At 43.7% G+C, this 22519-nt stretch carries 21 protein-coding genes; 15 read left to right on the forward strand and 6 right to left on the reverse strand.

Going from position 1 to position 22519, the window contains the following annotated elements; all coding sequences use genetic code 11:
- Positions 1–129: 129 nt before the first annotated feature.
- Positions 130–1626 (reverse strand): GDSL-type esterase/lipase family protein, encoded by a 1497-nt coding sequence (locus C0638_RS16930; protein ID WP_102163639.1) that lies wholly within the window; start codon positions 1624–1626, stop codon positions 130–132.
- A 165-nt stretch (positions 1627–1791) separates the two neighbouring features.
- Between C0638_RS16930 and C0638_RS16935 the strand changes: the two genes are divergently transcribed.
- Positions 1792–4053 carry a helix-turn-helix transcriptional regulator gene (locus tag C0638_RS16935; protein ID WP_102163641.1) on the forward strand — a complete coding sequence of 754 codons (2262 nt, stop codon included), beginning with the start codon at positions 1792–1794 and terminating at the stop codon, positions 4051–4053.
- Here C0638_RS16935 and C0638_RS16940 read toward each other — a convergent pair.
- Complete coding sequence (locus tag C0638_RS16940) at positions 4050–4949, reverse strand: carbohydrate ABC transporter permease (RefSeq protein WP_013371981.1); 900 nt, start codon at positions 4947–4949, stop codon at positions 4050–4052. The genes C0638_RS16935 and C0638_RS16940 overlap by 4 nt on opposite strands.
- Positions 4950–5218: 269 nt before the next feature.
- Between C0638_RS16940 and C0638_RS16945 the strand changes: the two genes are divergently transcribed.
- From C0638_RS16945 to C0638_RS16975, 7 genes are all read left to right on the forward strand, one after another.
- Complete coding sequence (locus tag C0638_RS16945) at positions 5219–6184, forward strand: ABC transporter permease (protein ID WP_013371980.1); 966 nt, start codon at positions 5219–5221, stop codon at positions 6182–6184.
- A gap of 21 nt (positions 6185–6205) precedes the next feature.
- A complete protein-coding gene (locus C0638_RS16950; RefSeq protein ID WP_102163642.1) occupies positions 6206–6829 on the forward strand; it encodes a YesL family protein in 624 nt (207 codons plus the stop codon).
- A 28-nt stretch (positions 6830–6857) separates the two neighbouring features.
- On the forward strand, positions 6858–8378 hold the full coding sequence (locus tag C0638_RS16955; protein WP_040103344.1) for an extracellular solute-binding protein: 1521 nt from the start codon (positions 6858–6860) through the stop codon (positions 8376–8378).
- Positions 8379–8551: 173 nt separating this feature from the next.
- A complete protein-coding gene (locus C0638_RS16960; protein WP_102163643.1) occupies positions 8552–9913 on the forward strand; it encodes a glycoside hydrolase family 28 protein in 1362 nt (453 codons plus the stop codon).
- Positions 9914–9936: 23 nt separating this feature from the next.
- Positions 9937–10821 (forward strand): dienelactone hydrolase family protein, encoded by an 885-nt coding sequence (locus C0638_RS16965; protein ID WP_102163646.1) that lies wholly within the window; start codon positions 9937–9939, stop codon positions 10819–10821.
- Positions 10822–10846: 25 nt separating this feature from the next.
- Entirely contained in the window at positions 10847–11824 is a 978-nt protein-coding gene (locus C0638_RS16970; RefSeq protein ID WP_058829858.1) for a pectinesterase family protein, read from the forward strand.
- Positions 11821–13398, forward strand: a complete 1578-nt coding sequence (locus tag C0638_RS16975) for a glycoside hydrolase family 43 protein (protein WP_102163648.1) — start codon at positions 11821–11823, stop codon at positions 13396–13398. Before C0638_RS16970 ends, C0638_RS16975 begins: the two co-directional genes overlap by 4 nt.
- A 58-nt stretch (positions 13399–13456) precedes the next feature.
- On the opposite strand, the gene C0638_RS16980 is transcribed toward C0638_RS16975, so the two are convergent.
- Complete coding sequence (locus C0638_RS16980; protein ID WP_102163650.1) at positions 13457–14344, reverse strand: LysR family transcriptional regulator; 888 nt, start codon at positions 14342–14344, stop codon at positions 13457–13459.
- 118 nt (positions 14345–14462) lie between these two features.
- Here C0638_RS16980 and C0638_RS16985 point away from each other — a divergent pair, with 118 nt between their 5' ends.
- Both C0638_RS16985 and C0638_RS16990 read left to right on the forward strand, forming a co-directional pair.
- Positions 14463–15488, forward strand: coding sequence for a YeiH family protein (locus C0638_RS16985; protein WP_090738757.1), 1026 nt, complete (start codon positions 14463–14465; stop codon positions 15486–15488).
- Positions 15489–15677: 189 nt separating this feature from the next.
- A complete protein-coding gene (locus tag C0638_RS16990) occupies positions 15678–17222 on the forward strand; it encodes a GH25 family lysozyme (RefSeq protein ID WP_013371971.1) in 1545 nt (514 codons plus the stop codon).
- 71 nt (positions 17223–17293) lie between these two features.
- On the opposite strand, the gene C0638_RS16995 is transcribed toward C0638_RS16990, so the two are convergent.
- On the reverse strand, positions 17294–17560 hold the full coding sequence (locus C0638_RS16995; protein ID WP_025676485.1) for a DUF2642 domain-containing protein: 267 nt from the start codon (positions 17558–17560) through the stop codon (positions 17294–17296).
- A 169-nt stretch (positions 17561–17729) separates the two neighbouring features.
- On the opposite strand from C0638_RS16995, the gene C0638_RS26000 reads away from it, so the two are divergent.
- A complete protein-coding gene (locus C0638_RS26000; protein ID WP_016821506.1) occupies positions 17730–17858 on the forward strand; it encodes a hypothetical protein in 129 nt (42 codons plus the stop codon).
- A 187-nt stretch (positions 17859–18045) separates the two neighbouring features.
- Here C0638_RS26000 and C0638_RS17000 read toward each other — a convergent pair whose 3' ends face one another.
- A complete protein-coding gene (locus tag C0638_RS17000; protein WP_016821505.1) occupies positions 18046–18273 on the reverse strand; it encodes an LSm family protein in 228 nt (75 codons plus the stop codon).
- A gap of 109 nt (positions 18274–18382) precedes the next feature.
- Positions 18383–19054, reverse strand: coding sequence for a cupin domain-containing protein (locus C0638_RS17005; RefSeq protein WP_102163652.1), 672 nt, complete (start codon positions 19052–19054; stop codon positions 18383–18385).
- A 456-nt stretch (positions 19055–19510) separates the two neighbouring features.
- Here C0638_RS17005 and C0638_RS17010 point away from each other — a divergent pair, with 456 nt between their 5' ends.
- From C0638_RS17010 to C0638_RS17025, 4 genes are all read left to right on the forward strand, one after another.
- Entirely contained in the window at positions 19511–20164 is a 654-nt protein-coding gene (locus tag C0638_RS17010; RefSeq protein ID WP_102163654.1) for a cell wall hydrolase, read from the forward strand.
- Positions 20165–20350: 186 nt separating this feature from the next.
- Positions 20351–20701 (forward strand): hypothetical protein, encoded by a 351-nt coding sequence (locus C0638_RS17015; RefSeq protein ID WP_013371964.1) that lies wholly within the window; start codon positions 20351–20353, stop codon positions 20699–20701.
- 31 nt (positions 20702–20732) lie between these two features.
- Positions 20733–21719, forward strand: coding sequence for a ketoacyl-ACP synthase III (locus tag C0638_RS17020; RefSeq protein WP_102163656.1), 987 nt, complete (start codon positions 20733–20735; stop codon positions 21717–21719).
- 272 nt (positions 21720–21991) lie between these two features.
- Positions 21992–22468 carry a GNAT family N-acetyltransferase gene (locus C0638_RS17025; RefSeq protein ID WP_233902216.1) on the forward strand — a complete coding sequence of 159 codons (477 nt, stop codon included), beginning with the start codon at positions 21992–21994 and terminating at the stop codon, positions 22466–22468.
- Positions 22469–22519: the final 51 nt, after the last annotated feature.

The raw sequence follows: 22519 nt of genomic DNA on the forward strand, positions 1-22519 counted from the left end.
TATTATGTGTACTGTATTTTTGAACTATTCCCTATAGATTGGCTATCTTTGCTAAAAAGAAATAAAAAACGGACATCAGCGTGATACGCTCGAAGTCCGTTTTCGTATTAACATACCTGGCACTTGATATCAGTTGACAAGTTGGTGTGCAAGCATCTCACTGATATTTAGATTTCTATCGACCAGATGCTGCTTTAATGTAGATAGCTCCGTACTTTGACAAATCGCTTCTGCTACAAGCTGGGCAATTTTCCTTGCTCCTTCGTCAGAAAAATGGGTATTATCTGCTACGCCGGCTGGGTAATTAGGGTGCATTTTTTCAGGCAAATGCATAAATAGAAGTTGGGACTCTTTTTCACCCATGGAACGATAAAGCTGCTGTGATGCTTCGAAAATATCGAGCAACGGTGTTTGGGTTTCCTCGGCTACTTTTCGCATGGCATCGGGATAAGCTCCTACGGCCAGCGGATCAGGTTCACCGTCCGCGGTAAAACGGCGGCGGCTTACAGAGGTCAATAGCACCGGAATTCCGCCACGTTCACGAGCGGACTGAATGAATTGAATTAAGTTTAGACGGTACTCTCCCTCAGGATCAGTGTAGCGCGTGGGGTCTTCTTTTTTCTCATCGTTATGTCCAAATTGGATAAACAGATAATCGCCAGCTTGAATATCTTTTTCAATATCAGCTAATCGCCCTTCTACTATAAAGGATTTGGTGCTTCGCCCATTGACGGCACGATTGTCCACATGAACAGTAGAGTCCAAATGAGCTTGCAAATGTTCGCCCCAGCCTGTCATCGGTTTTTCGGTTGCTCCTTTTTGGGCTGCAGTAGAGTCTCCTGCGATAAACAGTCGAGTTGTCATCCGCTGTCTTGTCTGCGCATATCCATGTTTTTGAAGCCATTTTTCCGCCAGGTCGAGCCATTGTCGGCATTCACGGTTGTCCTCAGACAGTCCCAATCCGTGCCGCCCTTCTTCAAATACATGCAGTTCAAACGGAATACGTTCTCTGGATAATGAGAAAGCGAACAACAGGCTATTTTCTACCGGTACAGCGCCATCATTGGCCGTTGTCCACATAAAAGTTGGGGGTGTTTGTGCAGTCACTTGTCGATCGGATGAAAAGGCTTGAAGCTGCTCCGAGTTCGGCTGTTCGCCTAAAAAGTGCGTACGGCTTCCCAAATGCGTATAAGGCTCATGGAATGATATTACAGGGTATCCCAACATCAGAAGATTTGGTTTTTCCGCTCCAATCGTGGACACAATGGAGGCCAGGTGACCGCCTGCTGAGAAACCGATGAGACCCACTTGATCAGGGATCACTTGCCAGTCATGCGATGTTTGGCGAATCCATTGCAGCGCATGTTCTACATCTTCCAGCAAGGAGGTAACCTCGAAATCGCCGACCTGATACTCCAGCACACCCGCGTGAATACCCAAGTCATTTAACCATCGGGCGATCGGCTCTCCTTCATGTGAGGCCAAATGCTCGTAGCCACCGCCAGGTAACACCAATACAAAAGGACGAGCTTCACGGACCGCTACAGGATAGAGGGAGAGAAAGGAAGTGTCTAACGGAAATTCTTCTTTTACAATCTGTTCTTTAGAACTAACGACATGTAACATAAGAGACCTCCAAATTTCTTTTTAACTGCCGCAAACCAAACTAAATCAACTTAAATTGGAATGATACGGATGTAAAAAATAATGCACACGTGAAAAAAATGATTTAAACCTTGTTATGAAAGCGCTATAATTTGGTGTGATACCAAGAACCAAAGGGGGAGCGCAATGAAAAAAGGAAGAATGTTCTACACTATTTTTATTACGATTCTGGTTTTGGGAATAGGATTGGTGGCCAGCTTCGGCAGCTACATCTATTTTACAACAATTAGCTCCGTTGTGGAGAGAGTTTCCAATACCAAGCAAAGCTACATGGCGCAGATTAGAAATAGCCTGGAGCAGAAAATTCAAACGATTGAATACGCTTTTAATACGTATAGCACGACCAGTTCCTTTAATGAAGTTGTCAAAAATCCCATTACAGAAAAAGATTTTGTAGCGTATCGGAATGTGAATACCCAGCTCAATTATATTGCTACGATGGGATTAGAAGGAACCGAGTATTCACTGATCAGCCTAAATCAGAATTGGAGAATCTCCAATGGAAGCCTGTCTTATTTGACGAAAACGGAACGAGAACAGCTGATTAGCACCTATATCGACCACCAGGATAAGGGACTATTCTGGATTAAAACAGATAAAGGAATCCGTTTTGTGAATACCTTGCCTGTGTTTTCCAAAAAGAAGCAGGCCATTGCGCTGTCTGATATTTCGTCGCAGACGTTAAGTCGTACCATTCAAACAGAGGATCATATGCCTGTGTTTATTTTGAATAACAAAGGCGACTTAATGTACGAAACGGAGCCTGCTACTCCCTTATTGTCTACTCAGCAGCTTCAGCACATTTCAGAAGTAACTGCTAAATCAGACAACACAGGCATGCTAACGTTGGAGAAAACGGAGCATCAGCCAGCACGGCAAATCATTTATGCTAAATCTGCTTACAACAATTGGACTTACTTAACGGTATTAGATAAAAAAGAGATTGCAAACGCGTTTCAAACGACCAAATTTGGGATTATCATGATGGGCCTTGTATTAACGCTTTTAATAGTGGTGGTGGCCTACATCATTGCCATTTACTTTACCAAGCCATTTCAGCAAATAAAACGCAGCTTGCCGAAAAATCCTAATTTCGCATTCAAAAATGAACCTTCTAAAAATGAAATTGAGTGGATTATTAATTCCATCGACAACATTGTAACTGAGAAGGAAAGCTTGGAGAGTCTCATTCAGTCCGAAATGCCACAGTTGGAAACACAATTGATTCTCAACCTGTTTCGCAAACGTGTTTCCGCAGAGGAATTGGCACGAAAAATGCCACGTCTGGGCTACCCGCAGATCGAGAATCAAATGTATATTACCTTGTTAGTTCAACTGGATAATCTGGGAGATCGAGAACCTTCGGATAAAGATATTTTACTGCTGGCTATTAACAAAATCGTAGAAGAAACGATTCCAGAGCAGCAGCGTATGCTTCCGATCATTTTGAACGATAACACCCAGGCTACCATTTTAATTTTGGCAGGTAAGAGTGCACAGGAAATGAGAAAGCAAGTGCTGGATCATGCGACCCTTTTGATTCAGCATGTAAAAGAGTATTTGAATGTATCCATCAGCATCGGTATTAGCACAGCGTATGATAACTTGTTAGAAAGCAAAGAAGCTTGTGAGATGAGCAAGCAAGCATTACATCACCGTTTAAATCTAGGTAAAGAGTCGATTATTTTTTATGAGGATATTTCCATGGTCATTTCAGGTCCGGTGCTGCTTCATTATCCTGCGGAATTGGAATCGAAACTGTTTGATGCCATTCGCATAGGGGATGAAGAGCAGGTATATCATACCGTGCACTCTTTATTGGCAGAAATGATGACGAAGAACAATCATTCCATGAACTTTGAAGTGCTATTGGTACGATTTGTGAATAATCTCATCCAATTAGAGCAGCTATTAGGGATTGAAGTGCTGCTGACGCAAGACAATCATGCTCTGTATCACCGTTTGCTGGACATCCGTAACCCGGAGGAGATAGAACGCATGCTGCTAGAGCAGGTTATTTTCCCCATGGTAAAAAGCATGAAGGAGAAGACCAACCAGCAATTCCGTTGTCTCTCAGAGAAAATTGCCGCGATTATCCGTGCTGAATATGACCAGGAATTATCATTAGAGCTCATAGGAGATCGACTGCATTACAATCCGAATTATTTAAGCAGTATTTTCAAAAAAGAATACGGAACGACGTTTAGTGAATATCTGATGGGCTATCGGCTGCAAATGAGCAAGAAGTGGCTCGTTGAGACAGATATGACGATTAAAGAAATCGCCGAGCGACTGCAATATCATAATTCGCAAAACTTCATCCGCTCTTTTCGGAAAAAAGAACAGGTTACACCAGGGGCTTATCGAAAGATGAAGCAAGCCAATTAACCTTTAACCGCCCCCAGCAAAGCTCCTTTGACAAAGTGCTTTTGCACAAATGGATACACGATTAACATTGGAACGGTCGCTATAACAATGACCGCCATCTTAATCGTCTGCGCAGGCGGGATGACATCTACCGCGGTTCCTTCTGCCTGCATACCACTGGAGACGATAACAATTTGGCGAAGTAAGACTTGAATTGGCCATTTGGCAGAGTCATTGATATAGAGAATAGCGTGCATATACGTATTCCAGTAGGCAACAGCATAGAACAAAGAAATAGTTGCAATAGAAGGCAGGGCTAATGGCAACATAATTTTAAAGAAGATACCAAAATCGTTGCACCCGTCCATCTTGGCCGATTCCTCCAAATCATCCGGCAACGCCTGAAAAAAGTTACGCATGATAATCAGGTTAAATGCATTAATAGCCACAGGCAAAATCAAGGACCAATACGAATTGATCAGCCCCATGCTTTTGACAACGAGGAATGTCGGAATCATCCCCCCGCTAAACAACATAGAGAACACGACAATGAAGTTAATCGTATTGCGGCCAAGCAGATATTTCCGGGATAATCCATAAGCCATAAAAGCGGTAAAAATCATACTTACAACTGTACCCACGATCGTTACTCCGACCGAAACCCCAAGTCCTCTAAAAATCGTTGGAGTGGATAGGATATAGCGATAAGCATCCAGAGAAAAAGTAACAGGGAATAAAATAAACTTCTTGGCCACTACTTCCTCAGTTGAGGCAAATGAGCTGGCGATGATATTCAAAAAAGGCAAGAGACAAGTGAGGGCAATGAGAATCAAAAGTGTACTGTTTACAATGTTGAAAATACGACTGCCCAGTGATTCTTTTTTTCGTAATTTTGGTTTGAGTAATGGTTGTTCCAATGTGGTTGACCTCCTTGTAATCGTTTACATGTAAACCTTATCAAGAGGAAAGAATTCCGTATATAATCAAATCTTGAGGTGTTCTCTAAGCGTGGAATAAAGAGGATGATCATTAAGTTGTGTAGTAATCATTAGCTAAGATGAAGAGGCTATAAAGTAGGCTGTTGGCCTACTTTTGTAAACGCTATCATTTGATGATTATATGCGGAATGCCGAAAATAACGTACTCTTGAAAGCGTATACAGTAACGTTTGAAGGAGGTCGAACTAATGAAAGTTTCAAGTGTCCCCGCACCAAACATGAAGATGAAAATGAAGAAGAACAAAAGAACGACGGAAAGCCTTTTACGAATGCAGAAACACAAGCTGCTCTATCTGATGGTTTTACCCGGATTGGTGTACTTCATTATCTTCAAGTACTTCCCTATGGGGGGATTGGTAATTGCATTTCAGGATTATCAAGCATTTCAGGGAATCACAGGCAGTCCATGGGTAGGAATGAAGCATTTTATTCGTTTGTTTACTGAGCCTACGTTTTTTATGCTGCTTCGCAATACGCTGATTTTATTTGCACTGAATATTGTAATCTTTTTTCCGTTGCCCATCATATTGGCGCTCATGCTGAATGAGGTTAGGAAGATGTTTTTCAAAAACATTATTCAAACCATTATCTACATTCCGCACTTTATGTCATGGGTTATCATTGTTTCGATTTCTTATGTTTTCCTGACAGTGGACGGCGGTGTACTGAATGAAATGATTGCCGCGCTGGGCGGTGAGAAGATCAGCTTCTTAACATCTCCGCAGTGGCTGCGAACGGTATATATCGGGCAAGTGATTTGGAAGGAACTCGGCTGGTCTACCATCATTTATTTATCTGCAATTACAGTGGTGGATACGCAATTGTATGAGGCAGCAGAAATGGACGGCGCTGGACGTTTGCGAAAGACATGGCACGTGACGTTGCCAGCGATCCGCCCGGTTATTATTACATTGTTAATTTTGAAAATTGGTAGCACGCTGGATTTGGGCTTTGAGCATATGTATCTGCTATTGAATTCATTAAACCGCGAGGTTGCTGAAATCTTTGACACCTATATTTATACTGCGGGTTTAAAGAATGGACAATTAAGTTTCAGTACGACAGTAGGACTTTTTAAAGGTGTAGTAGGTTTAATTCTGATTATGCTCTCCAATCGACTCGCTAAGAAATTTGGTGAAGACGGCGTTTACTAATGACGACGGGAAGGATGCAAAATGGTACGGTTTGTAGAAAACATGAACAAATGGTGCATGCGCCTGCTACGCCTGGTCTACCTTAACTTGCTGTGGACGATTGCGACAATCCTGGGCTTGGGTTTTATAGGTGTTGGGCCTGCAACCGTTGCTATGCTTAGCATTTTTAGGCAGTGGATTCGGGGCAATGAGGAAGTCGCCATTTTCTCGACGTTTGTACGTTACTTTAAAGAAAGCTTTAAAGAAGCAGCCATCATTGGCGGGCTTTACAGCCTTGTGGGTTACGTGCTCTACGTGGATATCGTCAACGTCTCATCCTGGTATATTCGTGTGGTGACGCTGATGGGTGCCTTTTTGTATCTTATCTCTTTGGCATACATTTTTCCGTTGCTGGCTCACTATGATTGGAGAGGCATCAAGCTGAAGATCAAGATGTCGATCGTGATTGGTTTTTCGTATTTACAATATACACTTGTTCTTTTTGTAGCCATTGTCGTGCTTTATGCATTGATTCTAGGCTTGTACCCAGGAATTCTAACTTTTGCCGGAGCGAGCATCATCGGTTATCTCGTGATGTGGATGACGCATCAGGTATTCAGCAAAATAGAGCGAGAGGTTCTGGTGAAAGAGGAAGATATGGCATGAATATACAAACCAAAAAGGAGCAAACACGATGAAAAAAGGAATCAAGATGAAAAAGGGAGTGTCAGGTCTTCTTGCCGCACTTATGGTCATGAGTGTTTTTCTAGCTGCTTGTGGTGACAAGGGGACTGAGGATCAAGGCAGTCAAACCTATGATCCCAAATCCAAACTGGAATTTACCTGGCTAAACGTATTGCATACAGCCTCTCCGCCTACAGAAACGATTAAAAGTAAAATCGAAGAATACACCAATTCCAAAATTACGTTCAACTGGGTACCGGATGCTTCCAAGGAAGAGAGAATTACCACCGCACTGGCTTCTGGTGAATTGGCAGATATGGTGACTTTGACGATGATGACAAATTCTTCAGTGCGTAGTTCATTGAAATCAGGACTATTCTGGGATGTAGGCAAATACTTGGATGATTATGAGAATTTGAAAAAGATCCCGCCTGAAGTGCGCGAAGCCGCTTCCATTGAAGGGGTGCTATATGGTGTTCCGTTCCAGAAGAATCTGGCTCGGGCGGGTCTGGTCATTCGTCAGGATTGGCTCGATCGCTTAGGACTGAAGGTGCCGACCACACTGGATGAGTTGTATGAAGTTGCGAGAGCGTTTACAGAAGATGATCCGGATGGCAATGGAAAAAATGATACGACTGGGTTTGTTGACAGATCGGATCTGCGCTACAGCAGTTTCAAAACGTTAAGTTCCTATTTTGGTACACCTAATGGCTGGAAAGTAGATGAAAACGGAAAGTTTACGCCGGAATTTGATACTCCTCAATATTTGGAGACCTTAAAGTATTCCAATAAATTATACAAAAACGGGTATCTCTCCAAAGACTTTGCTGTAACCGCTAAAACGGACCAGCAACAACAATTTGCACAAGGTAAAGCAGGGATTTATACAGGCATGATCGATATTTCTAACCTCAGAACCTTGTCTCAAGGCTTACAAAAAGGGCTAAAGCTGGTACCTGTCAACAAGATTTCGAATGGAGATGGACAATACCACGTATGGTCTGAGGGAAGCGGGGTAGGAGGCTTGCTGGCATTTCCGAAATCTGAAGTAAAGACAGAAGCTGAGTTGAAGAGACTGCTGCAATTTGTAGATGACTTAATTGACAAAGATGTATACATGTATATGACCGGTGGTCTTGAAGGTACTCATTATAAAATTGAAAAGGATGGTTCCTTCAAAATTACGAATACAGATTTGTGGCAAGCAGATGTTCAGCCGTTTTCAAGCTCTAGACCAAGTGAAGTGACTTATAACTTAAAGGATGCCAATCCGGAAAAGGAACTGGCTAACGAATTAGTGCGAGAAAATAATAAATTTGCTGTTCTAGACCCGACAGTGCCACTGGATTCAGCTACCGCTAATGAACAAGGGACAGAGCTGGAGAAAATCATTACCGACGCCTCCTTCAAATTTATTATGGGTGAAATTGATGAAGCCGGATTTAAGGCAGCTGTAGAAAATTGGAAAAAGTCAGGCGGAGCACGAATTACCACTGAGTATGAAGAAGCGTATAAGAAATCGAAAAAATAAAGATATAGGTTGAATATTAGTGTACATGAATTGTCACTACGCAGGCGGATGGTGCTTATCATTGCTGACACTTGTCCAGCACCATTCCGCCTACTCCGTTTTCCAGTGTGTTTTCCAGCCCAGTCTATAAATCATTTTCGTATTCACAAAAAATAAAGACAGGAGAGAACGAAATGCAATTGTACAACATTGTAGATTATGGAGCAGTTCAGGATGGTACGAAGATGGCAACAGAGGCGATTGCGGCTGCTATTGAAGCGGCAAGTAATGCTGGTGGAGGCACCGTTTTTGTTCCGGCTGGAACGTACCTAACGGGCGCTATTTTTCTGAAAAGCAACATTGAGCTGCATGTAAGCCCTGGCGCTATTCTTTCCTTCAGTACGGAACTGGCTGATTACCCTGTAGTAGAATCCAGATGGGAGGGCGTTCAGCGGGAAGTACATGCATCGTGTATTTATGGAGAGAACCTTGAGAATATTTCGATTACAGGCAGCGGAACGCTGGATGGAAATGGTCAGCCGTGGTGGGAAAAGCATCGGAATCATCCAGAGGAGTTACAGTATCCGAGACCCAAATTAATCAGCTTTGACCGTTGTCAGCGGGTTACCATTAAAGATGTTATGTTAAAAAATTCCCCCAGTTGGACTGTAAACCCCATTGCTTGCTATAACGTTACGATTGATAATTTGTCCATTCTTAACCCGGCGGACTCTCCCAATACGGATGGTATTAATCCCGAATCCTGTTCCAATGTTCGTATTAGCAACTGCAATATAGATGTAGGCGATGATTGTATTGCGATCAAAGCAGGAACCGAAGATACGCAAGAACGGATTCCTTGTGAAAATATTACGATTACCAACTGTACAATGGTACATGGTCATGGTGCTGTCGTGCTGGGAAGCGAAATGAGCGGAGATATTCGTAATGTTACGATTAGCAATTGCGTGTTCAAGCAAACGGATCGGGGTATACGTCTGAAATCAAGACGGGGACGCGGTGGAATCATCGAGGATATTCGCATCAGCAACATTGTGATGGAGGAGGTCATTTGTCCATTTATTCTAAACCTGTATTATTTCTGCGGACCTCGGGGCAAAGACAAATATGTTTGGGATAAAAATCCCTATCCGATTACTGATGAAACTCCGTGCTTTAGAAGAATCCATTTTTCTGATATTACGGCAAGACAGGTTCATGCGGCGGCTGGCTTCTTGTATGGACTTGCAGAGCAATATATCGCTGAAATCACATTTTCCAATATTGATATTTCTATGGCTAAAAATGCGATTCCCGGTCGTCCGGCCATGATGACAGGGATTGAAGATATGAATAACCGTGGTTTTTATCTGGGTAACGTGAAGGATATTCGTTTTCAACAGATTACGATTGAGAATCATGAAGGTCCTGCCTTTTATATTGAAAATGGGGAAAACGTTGAAATCAATCGTTGCCATTCGAAGAATACAGCTCAGCCTGAAAAGCTGATAGAACAAGTAACGGTACAACCTTCTGAACAGAATGTGCTGAACTAGGAGGGATGAAAGGAGAATAAAACGTGGATAAGTTGCAAGCATTGCTGGGCGACCTTCCGGCAGATCGCCCTATAACGGCAACTCTGCTGAATCAAGAAGAGCGGGAGGGATATCGACTGGAGTGTCTCCTACTGGACTTGAACGGAATCGAGTCTGTGCCCGCTTATGTAGCTACACCCTTACAAGGGAACGGCCCGTTCCCATTGGTCGTTTTTAACCATTCGCACGGGGGCAACTATACGAATGGACGTAAGGAGTTGCTCCATAGCAGTCCTTACCTACAGCAGCCCTCGTTTGCTACAGTTCTGACAGACATGGGATATTGCGTGTGCTGTATCGACATGTGGTGCTTCAATGAACGTGGGGGCAAAACCGAGAGCGAGCTGGTAAAAGAAATGCTCTGGCAGGGCCAGGTGCTGTGGGGCATGATGCTGTATGATAACCGTCGTTTGGTAGATTATATGTGCCAGCGTGAGGACATTGATGCTTCCCGTATCGCAACGATCGGTATGTCGATGGGTGGACTTATGGCATGGTGGATGGCTGCTTTAGATGAACGAATACAGGTCACGGTTGATATCTGCGGACAGGTAGATGCCCATACGCTGATCGCCAAAAGGGGATTGGATCATCATGGGTTCTATTCCTATGTTCCCGGCTTGTTGAAGCATTTCACCACGTTGGATATTCAAAAGCGGATCGTACCTCGCCCACGGATGAGTATAACAGGTCAAAATGATCGGATGTGTCCTATAGAAGGGGTCGAGCATTTGGCAAACGGGTTGTTGGAAGCTTATCAGAAAGCAGGTCACCCTGAGCATTGGCAACCTGTGATTGCGAGCGGTGGTCATATGGAGACATTGGAAATGCGAACGGCTTGGCAGTCATTTTTAGCTGAACACTTGTAAATCAAATGAAAGGATTGGGGTAACCATGCTAGTCGGAAAAGAATCCTTTTGTGATTTCCACACCATTCAGGAGGCGATTAATGTATTGGAGCAATCGCCTTCCAACGAAATGGAAACGCTAACTATTTTATCGGGTACCTATGAGGAAGAGGTGCGGATTTACCGTTCAAATCTACATATCATAGGCATCGGACAGGTAGAAATTCGAATGAATCGGTACGCCAGGGAGCGGAATGAAGCAGGTGAGGAAATAGGAACCTTTGCGACACCCACTTTATTTGTAGGCGGCAGCCATTTGATCTTGGAAAATCTCATCATTTCCAACACGGCCGGACAGGGAGAACACATTGGGCAGGCCGTTGCGGTATACGCTCATTGTGATCAAACTATCTTTAGAAACTGCACCTTTAAAGGGTACCAGGACACGTTATTTACAGGCCCTCTGCCTCCTGCACCCAAAGAACGATTAAAGTTTGGTGGAATTCCTTTGAAAGAACATCACGCATACTATCGCCAGCTCTATCAGCATTGTTACATCGAGGGTACGATAGACTTCATTTTTGGCGGGGCTACCGCTTACTTTGAAGATTGCGAGATTCGTAGTTTGCGTCATCATAAGAACCATACAAGCTACGTTACAGCCGCCTCTACACCGCAAGGACAAACGTACGGCTATGTATTTGATCATTGCTATTTAACCGCAGAGCCTGATATTACCCCTGTTTTTTTGGGTCGTCCATGGCGGGAATATGCCAAAACCGTATTTGTCAATTGTAAAATGGGCGACCATATCGATCCGCGTGGCTGGGACAATTGGGACAATGTAGCGAACGAGAAAACCGTATGCTATCAGGAATATGGCGGATCTGATGAAATAGCTTCATTACGTCAGCAGCGTGTTCCGTGGGCGGATTGTTTTGAAGCGAGGACAGAAGCATGGAGCAAGGAACAGGTTTTTGAGGGAGTCGCATTTTGGAAAGCAAGGAGAAGTGATGTCTCATGATGATCCAAAACCCTATATTAAAAGGCTTTAATCCCGATCCGTGTATTACGCGAGTCGAGGATACTTACTATATTGTAGTGTCATCGTTTGAGTGGCTGCCTGGAGTACGGGTGTACCAGTCCAAAGATTTGGCTCATTGGGAGCACTGCACGGATATTTTGACTGATCAGGTTGACTTGAGGGGGAACCCAAAAAATTGCAGCATTTGGGCACCGCAATTGAGCTACGCGGATAACCTATTTTATCTACTCTATACGGATGTGAAAAGCACCAAGCGTCCGTTCAAGGACGTTCATAATTTTGTGACAACAGCGCCTACGATTCACGGGCCGTGGTCGGAACCCGTTTATCTGAATAGTAGTGGATTTGATCCGTCTTTATTTCATGATGAGGATGGACGCAAATGGCTATTGAACGCCTTATGGGATTACCGCATGTTGGAAAGCAATAAGTCTTCAGGTATCGTCATGCAGGAGTATGACAGCAGTCAACAGCGGCTTGTTGGCGAGCCTGTTAAAATTTTTGATTGCACTCCATTGAAGAAGACAGAAGCGCCCCACATCTACAGGCAGAACGGTTATTACTATCTTATTACAGCGGAAGGTGGAACAGGTACGGGGCATGCAGTTACCGTAGCACGCTCCAAGCAAATATCCGGCCCGTATGAAGTGGACCCGCATAATCCGATGCTTACATCTCGTGATCAGCTGAATTTCCCGTTACAATGCGCAGGACATGGCAGTCTTGTGCAAACACCTGACGGAGAATGGTATATGGCCCATTTATGCACACGTCCAGTGGAGGGGAAATACGCCATTTTAGGGCGCGAGACAGCGTTGCAACAAGTCTATTGGAATGATGAAGGCTGGCTGCGATTAACCGCCGGGGGCCATACACCTCAATTGGAGGTGCCTGCGCCTCAAGGGACAGTTTCGATTAAGCAAGAGCAGCAGGAGTATATTTTCGAAGACTTTTTCGAGGGCCCCACAATTGATAAATCGTGGAACACATTGCGTATCCTGGCGGACGATAGCTGGTGTTCATTAAGTCAGCGCCCAGGCTACCTTCGAATTCATGCTGGAGAATCCATACAAAGTCTATTCAAGCACCACGTGCTTGCCATTCGGCAAACGGATCATCATTTTCGGGTAGAAACAGCACTGGAGTATCAGCCAACAAGCTATTTGCAAATGGCGGGACTTTTGCTGTATCTCAATGAAGAGGACTATTTGTATGCGTATGTCAGCTATGAAGAGGGAGTGGGAAAAGTGCTGCGCATGATGCGCTGTGAAGCTAATTCATTTACGTTAGTTCCGCAAGTGGTTGCGCTTCAGAATGATCTTCCTGTACATTTGGCTGTAGAGGTCCATGCCTCCCATGCACAATTTTATTATGGAGTCGGAGATGAGCCTTCCTGGAAGCGACTTTTTGAAATACAGGATATCAGCTTTTTGTCGGGAGGATTTACAGGGAATTTTGTAGGTATTGCTGCTCATGATATTCAACAATTCCAAGGGAGCTACGCTGACTTTTCCCATTTCTTATACTATGGTAAGGACCATCTCTCCTCATAAAAAATATAATACTGACTATATTGCAAGCACCTTAATCGGTGCTTTTTTCTTTTACAGGTTACCTTTTTACATTATAATCTCGCAAAATCTCCAAAAAAGCAGTGGTTGCTTTCGTCTCAAATACCGCAGAAGGGGTCAGAAAGGAAAATTTCCGAATGAACGGGAGATTGAGAATATCCAATACTTCTAATGTTCCCAAAGCAAGTTCCTTTTGAATTACCCATTGGGACAGCAAAGAAATCCCTAAGCCTGCTTCTACAGACTCTTTGATGATCTGTGTACTGCCAAAATTCATCATATGAGAAGGATAAAATTGAAGCCGTGTAAACATCTTTTCAGCCGCTTCCCGGGTTCCAGAGCCTTCTTCCCGCAGAATCCAGATGTCATCATGCAGCTCATTTATATCCACTTGAGATGTACCGGCCAAACGATGATTTTGCGGAACGACAATAACCATTTCATCATCGGCGAAGGATTCAATGTGTAAATGGTCATGCTGAAATTCTCCTTCGATAATGCCCACATCCAGTTGATTATGAATTACGAGCTTTTCAATTTCCAATGTATTGCCGATGGTAATAGAGGGCTGAATGAGCGGGTACTGGATTCTCATTTGCGCAATTACATGTGGTAGTACATATTCACCATACGTGTAGCTTGCACCAATAGACAGGTTACCCTTTGCCGTATGCATTAGTTCGTCCACCAAGTACTGCATACGTGTATGGAGTCGGATAATCTCCTGGGCATGATGATACACAATTTCACCTGCTTTAGTTAAGCGCACATATTTATTACTTCGCTCTAGGAGCCGGGTTCCTACACTGCGTTCCAGTGTTTGAATATATTGACTTACCGCAGGCTGGGTCATATGTAGTGCCTCAGCAGCTCGTGTGAAGTTTTGTTTCTCCGCAACCCTAACAAAGACGATTAAAGATTGATCCAAAGTCTATTCCTCCAAATCTATCATGCATATTTACTTATCATCATTATTATAATGATTTATTTTCCTTATGACAAAATACATATTAAGCTGTATGCATGTAGAATTGGAGGGAATCAGCATGAAGAGTCATATTCAACACGTCAAATTTTTATTGAACAGGGGTCGATTATTTCGGTTTTTATTTGGCATTGTGCTAACGATGATCTTTGCACTGGCAGGATACGTCCTGAACGAAGTGCCGGGCTTTCATTATGTAGGTCCATTGGCATGTGCAATGTTTCTCGCTATACTATACCGACAGTTGTGGGGGTACCCTGAAGCTGTACGCTCAGGAATTGAATTTTCAGCCAAGAAAATACTGCGCGGAGCTATTGTGTTATATGGGCTGAAGCTAAATATGGATGTTGTTATTCATCATGGGCTGGGTTTGCTTTTACGGGATGTAGGCACTGTGGTATTTGCCATTTTTTTTACGGTTTGGCTGGCAAAACGATTCAAGGCAGATGCTTCGCTTTCGCTTCTTCTTGGGATTGGAACAGGAGTTTGCGGTGCAGCAGCAATTGCAGCTGTTTCTCCCTTGTTAAAGTCCGACGATGAGGACACAGCCATAGGAGTTGGACTTATTGCCTTGGTTGGAACGGTATTTGCTATTTTGTTTACAGTGCTTCGACCTTGGCTTCCTCTGACGGATTTGCAATATGGAATCTGGTCGGGCATCAGTTTACATGAAATTGCACATGTGGCCTTAGCGGCAGCACCTGCTGGACAGGATGCTCTTGCCATGGGTTTATTAGCCAAATTGGGGCGTGTCTTCTTACTCATACCGCTTAGCTTTATTTTAATGTATTGGATGAAACGAACCGGAAAGATTCGTACAGGTACTAAAGTAGAGTTCCCCTGGTTCCTCATGGGCTTTATTGCGGCAAGTATTTTGGGAAGTTATGTTTTTGGAAAATATATTGTAGTTTCACCTAGTCTAATGAACGAACTTTCTCAGCTTACTACCTTTATGTTAACGATGGCTATGGTAGGCATGGGGCTAAATGTGAGCTTTAAGACTTTGCGAGAGAAAGCAATGCTGCCCTTACTGGTACTATCTGTTACTTCGATTATTCTTGTAGGACTAACATTTGTAACCGTATGAATAACTGGAATAAGCTCTGCTTGCGTATAGCTGGCAGAGCTTTTTAGTGCTTTCGTATTATAAGGCTGAAATATATAATGAATGAATCGTAACTTTTTACATAGGAGTCGCGTCTATCAAAATGGAGGCTTTAGAGGGCATAGAATGTAAAATTTACATAGTGAAAAATTAGAGATTGGTAGGGTACATATGAAGAAAATTTGTTTATTTGCTTTTTTGTTTCTGTTTCTATTAGCATTTCCAAGAGAAAGTCACGCTGCGTCTTCAAATTCACATATTCAGCTGGATGGTAAAGATATAAGTGTCAGCAAGGGGGTGCAGATCCAGGAAGTAAAGGGCAATGTGCTGGTTCCACTTCGTCTTATTGTAGAAGAATTGGGTTATAGTGTGAATTGGGAGTCCAAGACAGGGACTATAACTATACATAAAGAAAATCTTAACCTGAGCCTTCAGGTCAACAATCCCATTGCCTCGGTCAATGATCAACCGATGGGGTTGGCTGTAGCTCCTTTGCTTAACGGGGGAACGACTTATGTTCCGCTTCGCTTTGTATCTGAACAGACAGGAGTGGAAGTGGTCTGGAACAACGAACTTAAAACCGTATTCTTGACGACTCCGCCTGCTTCAAGCGGAAATAGCGTGACCACCCGTGATCACTCTGCTACTCAAGCTGCAAGCGATGCTATAGAGAGTGAGCGTACGGCTGTAAACCAAATTCGCTTCAACAATCACCAATTGACGATAACGGTGGATGGAAAAGTAAGCCCCAAAGTCACCAAGTTAACTCAACCAGATCGTATTGTTGTAGATATACCTGATTCGAAGTTTGGTGAGGAATTTCCAGCCTCACAATCATTTAACAATGGTGGACAAGGAAGCTTTCCAGTCACAGAAGATCTAGATGTTTCCAAGGTAAGATACTCCATGTTTAGTACAAACCCAGCCTCGGTACGTATTGTAGTTGATCTTGATCACAGCACACCCTTTCATCTTATTAATGCAGATGATGGTAAAGTGATCGTAGCGTTGGATCAGGCAACGGAGGAGTCAGCATCTACCGATACTGTTATATCTACTATACCTGTTGAGCCTACGATTTCTTCCGACGGACATGCGCAGGGGATTGACGTCTCGCACCATAATGGCAATATTGATTGGCAGCAAGTGGCGGCGGCAGGCAAGACATTTGCTTTTATTAAAGCTACAGAGGGCACCAAGTATCAAGATAATCAATTTTTAGCAAATGTTCAGGGGGCCAGAGATGCTAACATCCTGGTTGGCGCTTACCACTTTTTGAACGCAACTACCGTGGATGGAGCTCGTCAGGAAGCAGCTAATTTTGCTAGGGCTATAGATTCAGCAGGAGGAAGGCTAGATCTGCCCCCTGTGATGGATTATGAAAATAATCCCAAAGGTCTTACTTCCGCACAGATCAGTGAAGTGGCTCATGCATTTTTGGATGAAATGGAGAAGCTTACCGGGCGTGAGCCGATCGTATACACGGGAAACGTCTTTGCTTCCAAGTTTGATCCTACGTTTTCTATGTATAAATTGTGGGTAGCGCGATACAGCACTACGCAAAAGCCGACCGCAGTTCCAGCTTGGAATAGCTGGTGGGCTTGGCAGTACAGTAGTACAGGCAGTGTTCCAGGTATTAGCGGCCAAGTCGATCTAGATGAGTACAATGGAACGATAGATGAACTTCGTGCTTCATTGGCAGGCTCGCTTGATTAGCAGGTTCATGTCATGATTAATCCTCGCGAATCCGAATTAGGATCTGCGAGGATTTTTAATGTCTGATTTGGTTAGCCAGGCATGATCCATACGATTTCGCTGATTCGAACAAAGAATTTTTTACCGTATACATCCAAGATGACATGGTCAGGCTTACTATCTACTACACATCCATCAATTCTGCCACGTGTTGTTTCAAGTACAACGTACTTGCCGATCATCGATTTTAATGTTTCTACGACATACGGATCTACGGGGTGTACCACGACATGGTGGGAGGTAGGATGGTGAGGAAAAGGTTGGTTAACGTTATAATTGAACATTTGATTTGAATTCAATTGCTTCACTCCTTCAGGATTAGTTGTGATATCCTATGCTCCTGCCTAGAAAAGGTGTAGGCTAATGCCCATCAGCGAGAATATTCATAACATTGCCAAAAAGCCCGGTCCATAGGAAAGCTCAATACATAAGCTATGTTGTACCTTGAATTGAAGGAGGCAATGATCCATGAGTGAATGTGAAAGAGGTTGCGGTGGCGGTTCAGTAGGGGGCTACCCAGGCGTTTGGACATCGACAGGAGCTATTCTGGTATTGTTCATTCTGCTCGTTATCATTACAAAGTCTTTTTGGATCTAAATTCAATTGAGTAGCTTAACCCCCCATTGGTATATTACCGGTGGGGGGTTAAGTGTTTTAGAGAATGGATTGTATGATAAAACACCCCAAATAACAGCGCACAAGCCCAACACAACTGTGCGGGGCTGGGTAGCTGTCAAATGAGGTGTTTTGGCATCAATAAGCCGAAACGGGAGATGGATGAGGATTAAATTAAAGCAATCGCTAATAGGGTAAATAGGCTTAAAGTTAAGATTTGATCACCATACCCGTAAGGATAAAAGGCAGACGTTTGTACACGTCCGTTCCGCTCGGTTTTTAAGTACACATTTTTACGATCCACATCCGTAATGGTTCCTTCGTACTGTTTTCCGTCAATGGTGAGAATACGCACCTTTTTATTCATACAGTTCAAACAGTTGTAGTAAGCGTCCATTCAATCACCCCCTCTTATACACATTGGCATTTTATGAGAGGGAAAGTCTTATGGTAACGGCGAACATACAGGGAAGGGGGATTCCGGCGTACTTCAGGTCTGACTAGGGTTAATCTTGCTCTTGATAGGGATTAAAGGAAAAGCCAGGGTATCCATGAGTATAGGTGTAACCTCTTTGGGGGGCGATCTGACGATGTGATGAAGTATCGTTTAGCCTTACATGAATCCCTGGTTTTCTAGGTGGCTGCTGCTTGCAGTCATTGGGAGGACCGATGATGACAGGTTTTTTAATAGGGGCGAGCGCTTCCTGAACCTTTTTCTCATCCAGGCAGTAAGTATGAGCCATAATGTTACTCGGCGTTAGCCGCAAAACATCGGAGCCCAAAATGAATTCAGGGACTGGAGCGTTAAAAATCGCCAACAAGTGAGTGTTGTCCACCGTGGCGACTAGATAATGCCACCATCCCTGAGGGACGTTAGCCACCTGTCCAGGTGTAATCGGAAAATGTCGTAACTCGCGGGTAAAGGGATTAATCAGTGACACGGTCACTGCTCCAGAAATACAGTATATTAGTTCTGTGGCATTTTGATGGTAGTGAGGCTCTACAACATTAGCAGTGCTGAGACGGATATCCAGTAGCGATACATTTGCTAATGTATTCAGCTGCTGGATCGACAGCTCGTTGATTGAGTTCTGAGGATCTTTCTGAAACAAAATATTGTCGCTTAAATCATAGGTGAACTGTACAGTGGGAGAGGTGTAATCCATATATGAATTCACGTGTTCTTTCCTGCCTTTCTGTTACTCGAAATGAATGATCGTACGCTACTCTATGCATTCGCCCATATATATGTGCACAAAAATGTGGTTTAAAAAAGCAGATGTCAGGTTCAGGTCCTGGGTAGATTGAATCGAAAAATAGCGAAAAAAGTCACGTATTCAAGTGTAGTCAAAATGTGATCTATTGCTTCTCATACACGTCATCCCTTGCTGGATAGTGTTTTATTGATTTGGGTATTCTTAGGACCAGAGCCGGATGATACGTAAATGCGGCTTGTGGTATACTGCAACGGACGTGTGAACGCATCAATGTCCGATTCCATATGTAGCCACGCGTCATTTCCGCAGCTAGTCATAAGTTATGGCACAAGAAGCATCATCGGATAAACGTCCCTGAGTTGTACAGGCCGGAATGGTTGCACCGGACAGAACATGAAAGAGGAGGTTGTCTGGAATATGAAAAAATTATCTATTTTAATCCTGTCCTGCGCATGCATATTAGGTACTGTATTATCAGTCGCACCAGGACAAGCACAGGCACAATCGTCAGCTTTAAAGAAAGGGATTCAAAGCGAACGAGTGCTGGAGCTTCAACAGCAGCTTCATTCACTCGGTTACTTCAAAGCTGGTTTTACGGGATACTATGGCTCTTTGACCAGCAAAGCGGTGGCTCGTTTTCAGAGGGATCACGGTCTGACGCCTGACGGTATTGCCGGAGCGGCAACACAGGCCAAGCTCGATTCGTTCGGAAAGGTCCGCGTAACCGCGTTGGATCAACTGGCACGGATCATTTATTCCGAGGCGCGCGGAGAATCGTTTGAAGGACAAGTAGCTGTCGGCGCTGTCGTATTAAACCGTGTACAGTCCGGCGAGTTTCCAAGCTCGATTCCGGACGTTATTTTACAGCCGGGTCAATTCACCGCTGTACAGGATGGTCAATACCGCTTGAAACCCAACAAGACTGCGTATCGAGCAGCCAGACAGGCACTTAATGGTGCTGACCCGACCAATGGGTCTTTGTTTTATTACAACCCAGCCATTGCCACAGCCAAATGGAGTAAAAGCCGTCCGGCAGTCATTTCGCTTGGTCGTCATACATTTACGAATTAATTCCATATGAGCATTTGTATTTTTTTCAGCCGTCAGTAGCTTCTTCTAGAAGCGGTGACGGTTTTTTGTGTATTCACAAACTTGTAATATGTTAGGGATGATGTATCTCGTTTCATATTAAAAATTCTACCTATTATTCCGATACTCTTAATAGACAAAAAATGAAATCAAAGGAGTCTTTCTAAAATGAGTCAACATCCTTATACCATCGAAGTGGATCAAGTCATTAAAACGGTACATATGGCAGTGAATGGAGTTTTTAGCCAAGAGGAGTATGACAGCTTTGTAAAGGATTATATAGCCAAAACTTCATCTATTCAGGCATCGAACTTTACACTCAGGGTAGATTGCACCCAAATGGCACTTTTGGGACCAGGTGAAGTAGAGAAACTGAAGGGTTCTTTTGCACGTTATAAAGAAACTGGATTTGCCAAAATAATTTTTGTCATCAGCCTCCAGCAAACGATTATTAAAATGCAGCTTGGTCGTGTAGCACGTGAAGCAGGATTAAACAACGTAGATATTGTAGTACAATAATGCGCTGACGTATGTGTAAGGGGGAAACCTGATGAGCCATATCAGAATAAAAGCACTGGGAGTGCACCATCCGTCCCATTCGTTGGATAACGAATATTATGTTCGCCATTTTGACGAGCGGGGAAAGGATATTCGACGCTTCATGGAGCATATGGGTAGAAAACAGCGTTATATCATTGATGATCCGAACGAAAACGGTCTAACCATGGGAATAGCAGCTGCGCAAAAAGCTCTGGAGCAAGCCGGTATGACAGGTCGTGATGTGGATATGATCGTGTTCTCCACTCAAGTTCCTGAGTCGCTGTTTCCGATGAATGCCTTGTTTGTACACCAGGCGATTGGGGCCAGACATGATGTGGCAGTGATGGATTCCAATGCAAATTGCGCAGGGATGACAGTAGCTGTCGATCAAGCCAGTCGGTCGATGATGTCTAATCCCGATGTGCGGACAGCGCTTATTATCGGCTCAGATTATAATTCGCTCATTTCCGATCCCGCGGATGAGATTACGTATGCGAACTATGGCGATGCTGCATGTGCAGCTATTTTGGAGCGTACAGAAGAGGACACTGGATTTATAGATTCCCTGTATTATACGGACCCCATCAATATAGATAAAATATTGTACCCGGCCCGGGGGTTAGCGGCGACCCTCCAAAGGAACGCACCCGGCAAATTTATTCAGTGGCTTCCGTTCGACGCCAATATGGCCTTGCCTCCAACATTTGAACTGCTTGAACGCATTATAAAAAAGAATGGGCTTACACCTCAGGATGTACGGGCTTATTGTCTGTCGCAGTTTTCATTGGCCAATGTGTTGAAGATCCAGGATCATTTGGAGCTAGAGGATGACCAAATGATTTATGTGGGTGATCGTTATGGTTATACAGGTACCAGCAGCCCGTTCATTGCTCTATATGAAGGTATCGAATCGGGTCGTATCCGGCGCGGCGATTATGTGCTATTTTGGACGATTGGAGCTGGATATCAACTGGTTGCTATGTTGTTTAAATATTAGGAATACGAAGACCTTGCAACTGCAAGGTCTTTTTGTATATCCCACCATGATAATTGTAATGATTTGGTTGTGTTAGGTATGATTATTTTGTAAAATTTAAACAATGAATTCATAAGGGAGAGCTTATATTGCGGACATTGGATAACATGACAATGATGACGAAAACATCGTACACAATTCATAATAGGAGCTGAAGGGTCATTAAAATCGAAAATTTGTTTTACGGGGAACGAATAAAACTGGCCGCAGTTAGGGAAGAAGATGCTGAACTGATGTTCAAATGGGGTGAGGATGCGAAGTATTTGCGCAATGTAGATACGGATTTGGCACTCCCCTACACGTTGAAACAGATGGAATCAGAAGGATCTCCTAGCTCTAATGAAGTCTATTTTCGCTTAAGAACATTGGCAGACGATGTCCTGATCGGATTTGTTGCTATTCATGGGATTGAGTGGAATAATCGCTGCGGGCAGCTGGCAGTAGGTATAGGTAATACGGACTACCGTGGCAAGGGTTTTGGAGCGGAAGCTATACGTCTCATTCTTCGTTATGCGTTTTATGAGCTGAATTTAAATCGGGTCGGCTTGGATGTGATTGAGTACAATACACAAGCGATCCGTACCTATGAGAAGGCAGGGTTCCAGCTTGAGGGGAGAGTTCGTTCCGCTGTTCTCCGTGATGGCAACAGCTATGATCGCATCATGATGGGCATTCTATACTCTGAATGGAGCTCGTCTCTTCAAATGTAATAGATACACAATTTGTTCATAATATATTCCATAATAAGCCTTTTAATAATG

The organism is Paenibacillus sp. lzh-N1 (assembly GCF_002872435.1).
GTDB lineage: Bacteria > Bacillota > Bacilli > Paenibacillales > Paenibacillaceae > Paenibacillus > Paenibacillus polymyxa_C.

Bases quoted from the DNA above. Each gene is read 5' to 3' on its own strand.
- C0638_RS16930 (WP_102163639.1), bottom strand. From the start codon at position 1,626: ATGTTACATGTCGTTAGTTCTAAAGAACAGATTGTAAAAGAAGAATTT.
- C0638_RS16935 (WP_102163641.1), top strand. From the start codon at position 1,792: ATGAAAAAAGGAAGAATGTTCTACACTATTTTTATTACGATTCTGGTT.
- C0638_RS16945 (WP_013371980.1), top strand. From the start codon at position 5,219: ATGAAAGTTTCAAGTGTCCCCGCACCAAACATGAAGATGAAAATGAAG.
- C0638_RS16950 (WP_102163642.1), top strand. From the start codon at position 6,206: ATGGTACGGTTTGTAGAAAACATGAACAAATGGTGCATGCGCCTGCTA.
- C0638_RS16955 (WP_040103344.1), top strand. From the start codon at position 6,858: ATGAAAAAAGGAATCAAGATGAAAAAGGGAGTGTCAGGTCTTCTTGCC.
- C0638_RS16960 (WP_102163643.1), top strand. From the start codon at position 8,552: ATGCAATTGTACAACATTGTAGATTATGGAGCAGTTCAGGATGGTACG.
- C0638_RS16970 (WP_058829858.1), top strand. From the start codon at position 10,847: ATGCTAGTCGGAAAAGAATCCTTTTGTGATTTCCACACCATTCAGGAG.
- C0638_RS16975 (WP_102163648.1), top strand. From the start codon at position 11,821: ATGATGATCCAAAACCCTATATTAAAAGGCTTTAATCCCGATCCGTGT.
- C0638_RS16985 (WP_090738757.1), top strand. From the start codon at position 14,463: ATGAAGAGTCATATTCAACACGTCAAATTTTTATTGAACAGGGGTCGA.
- C0638_RS16990 (WP_013371971.1), top strand. From the start codon at position 15,678: ATGAAGAAAATTTGTTTATTTGCTTTTTTGTTTCTGTTTCTATTAGCA.
- C0638_RS26000 (WP_016821506.1), top strand. From the start codon at position 17,730: ATGAGTGAATGTGAAAGAGGTTGCGGTGGCGGTTCAGTAGGGGGCTAC.
- C0638_RS17000 (WP_016821505.1), bottom strand. From the start codon at position 18,273: ATGGACGCTTACTACAACTGTTTGAACTGTATGAATAAAAAGGTGCGT.
- C0638_RS17010 (WP_102163654.1), top strand. From the start codon at position 19,511: ATGAAAAAATTATCTATTTTAATCCTGTCCTGCGCATGCATATTAGGT.
- C0638_RS17015 (WP_013371964.1), top strand. From the start codon at position 20,351: ATGAGTCAACATCCTTATACCATCGAAGTGGATCAAGTCATTAAAACG.
- C0638_RS17020 (WP_102163656.1), top strand. From the start codon at position 20,733: ATGAGCCATATCAGAATAAAAGCACTGGGAGTGCACCATCCGTCCCAT.
- C0638_RS17025 (WP_233902216.1), top strand. From the start codon at position 21,992: ATGTTCAAATGGGGTGAGGATGCGAAGTATTTGCGCAATGTAGATACG.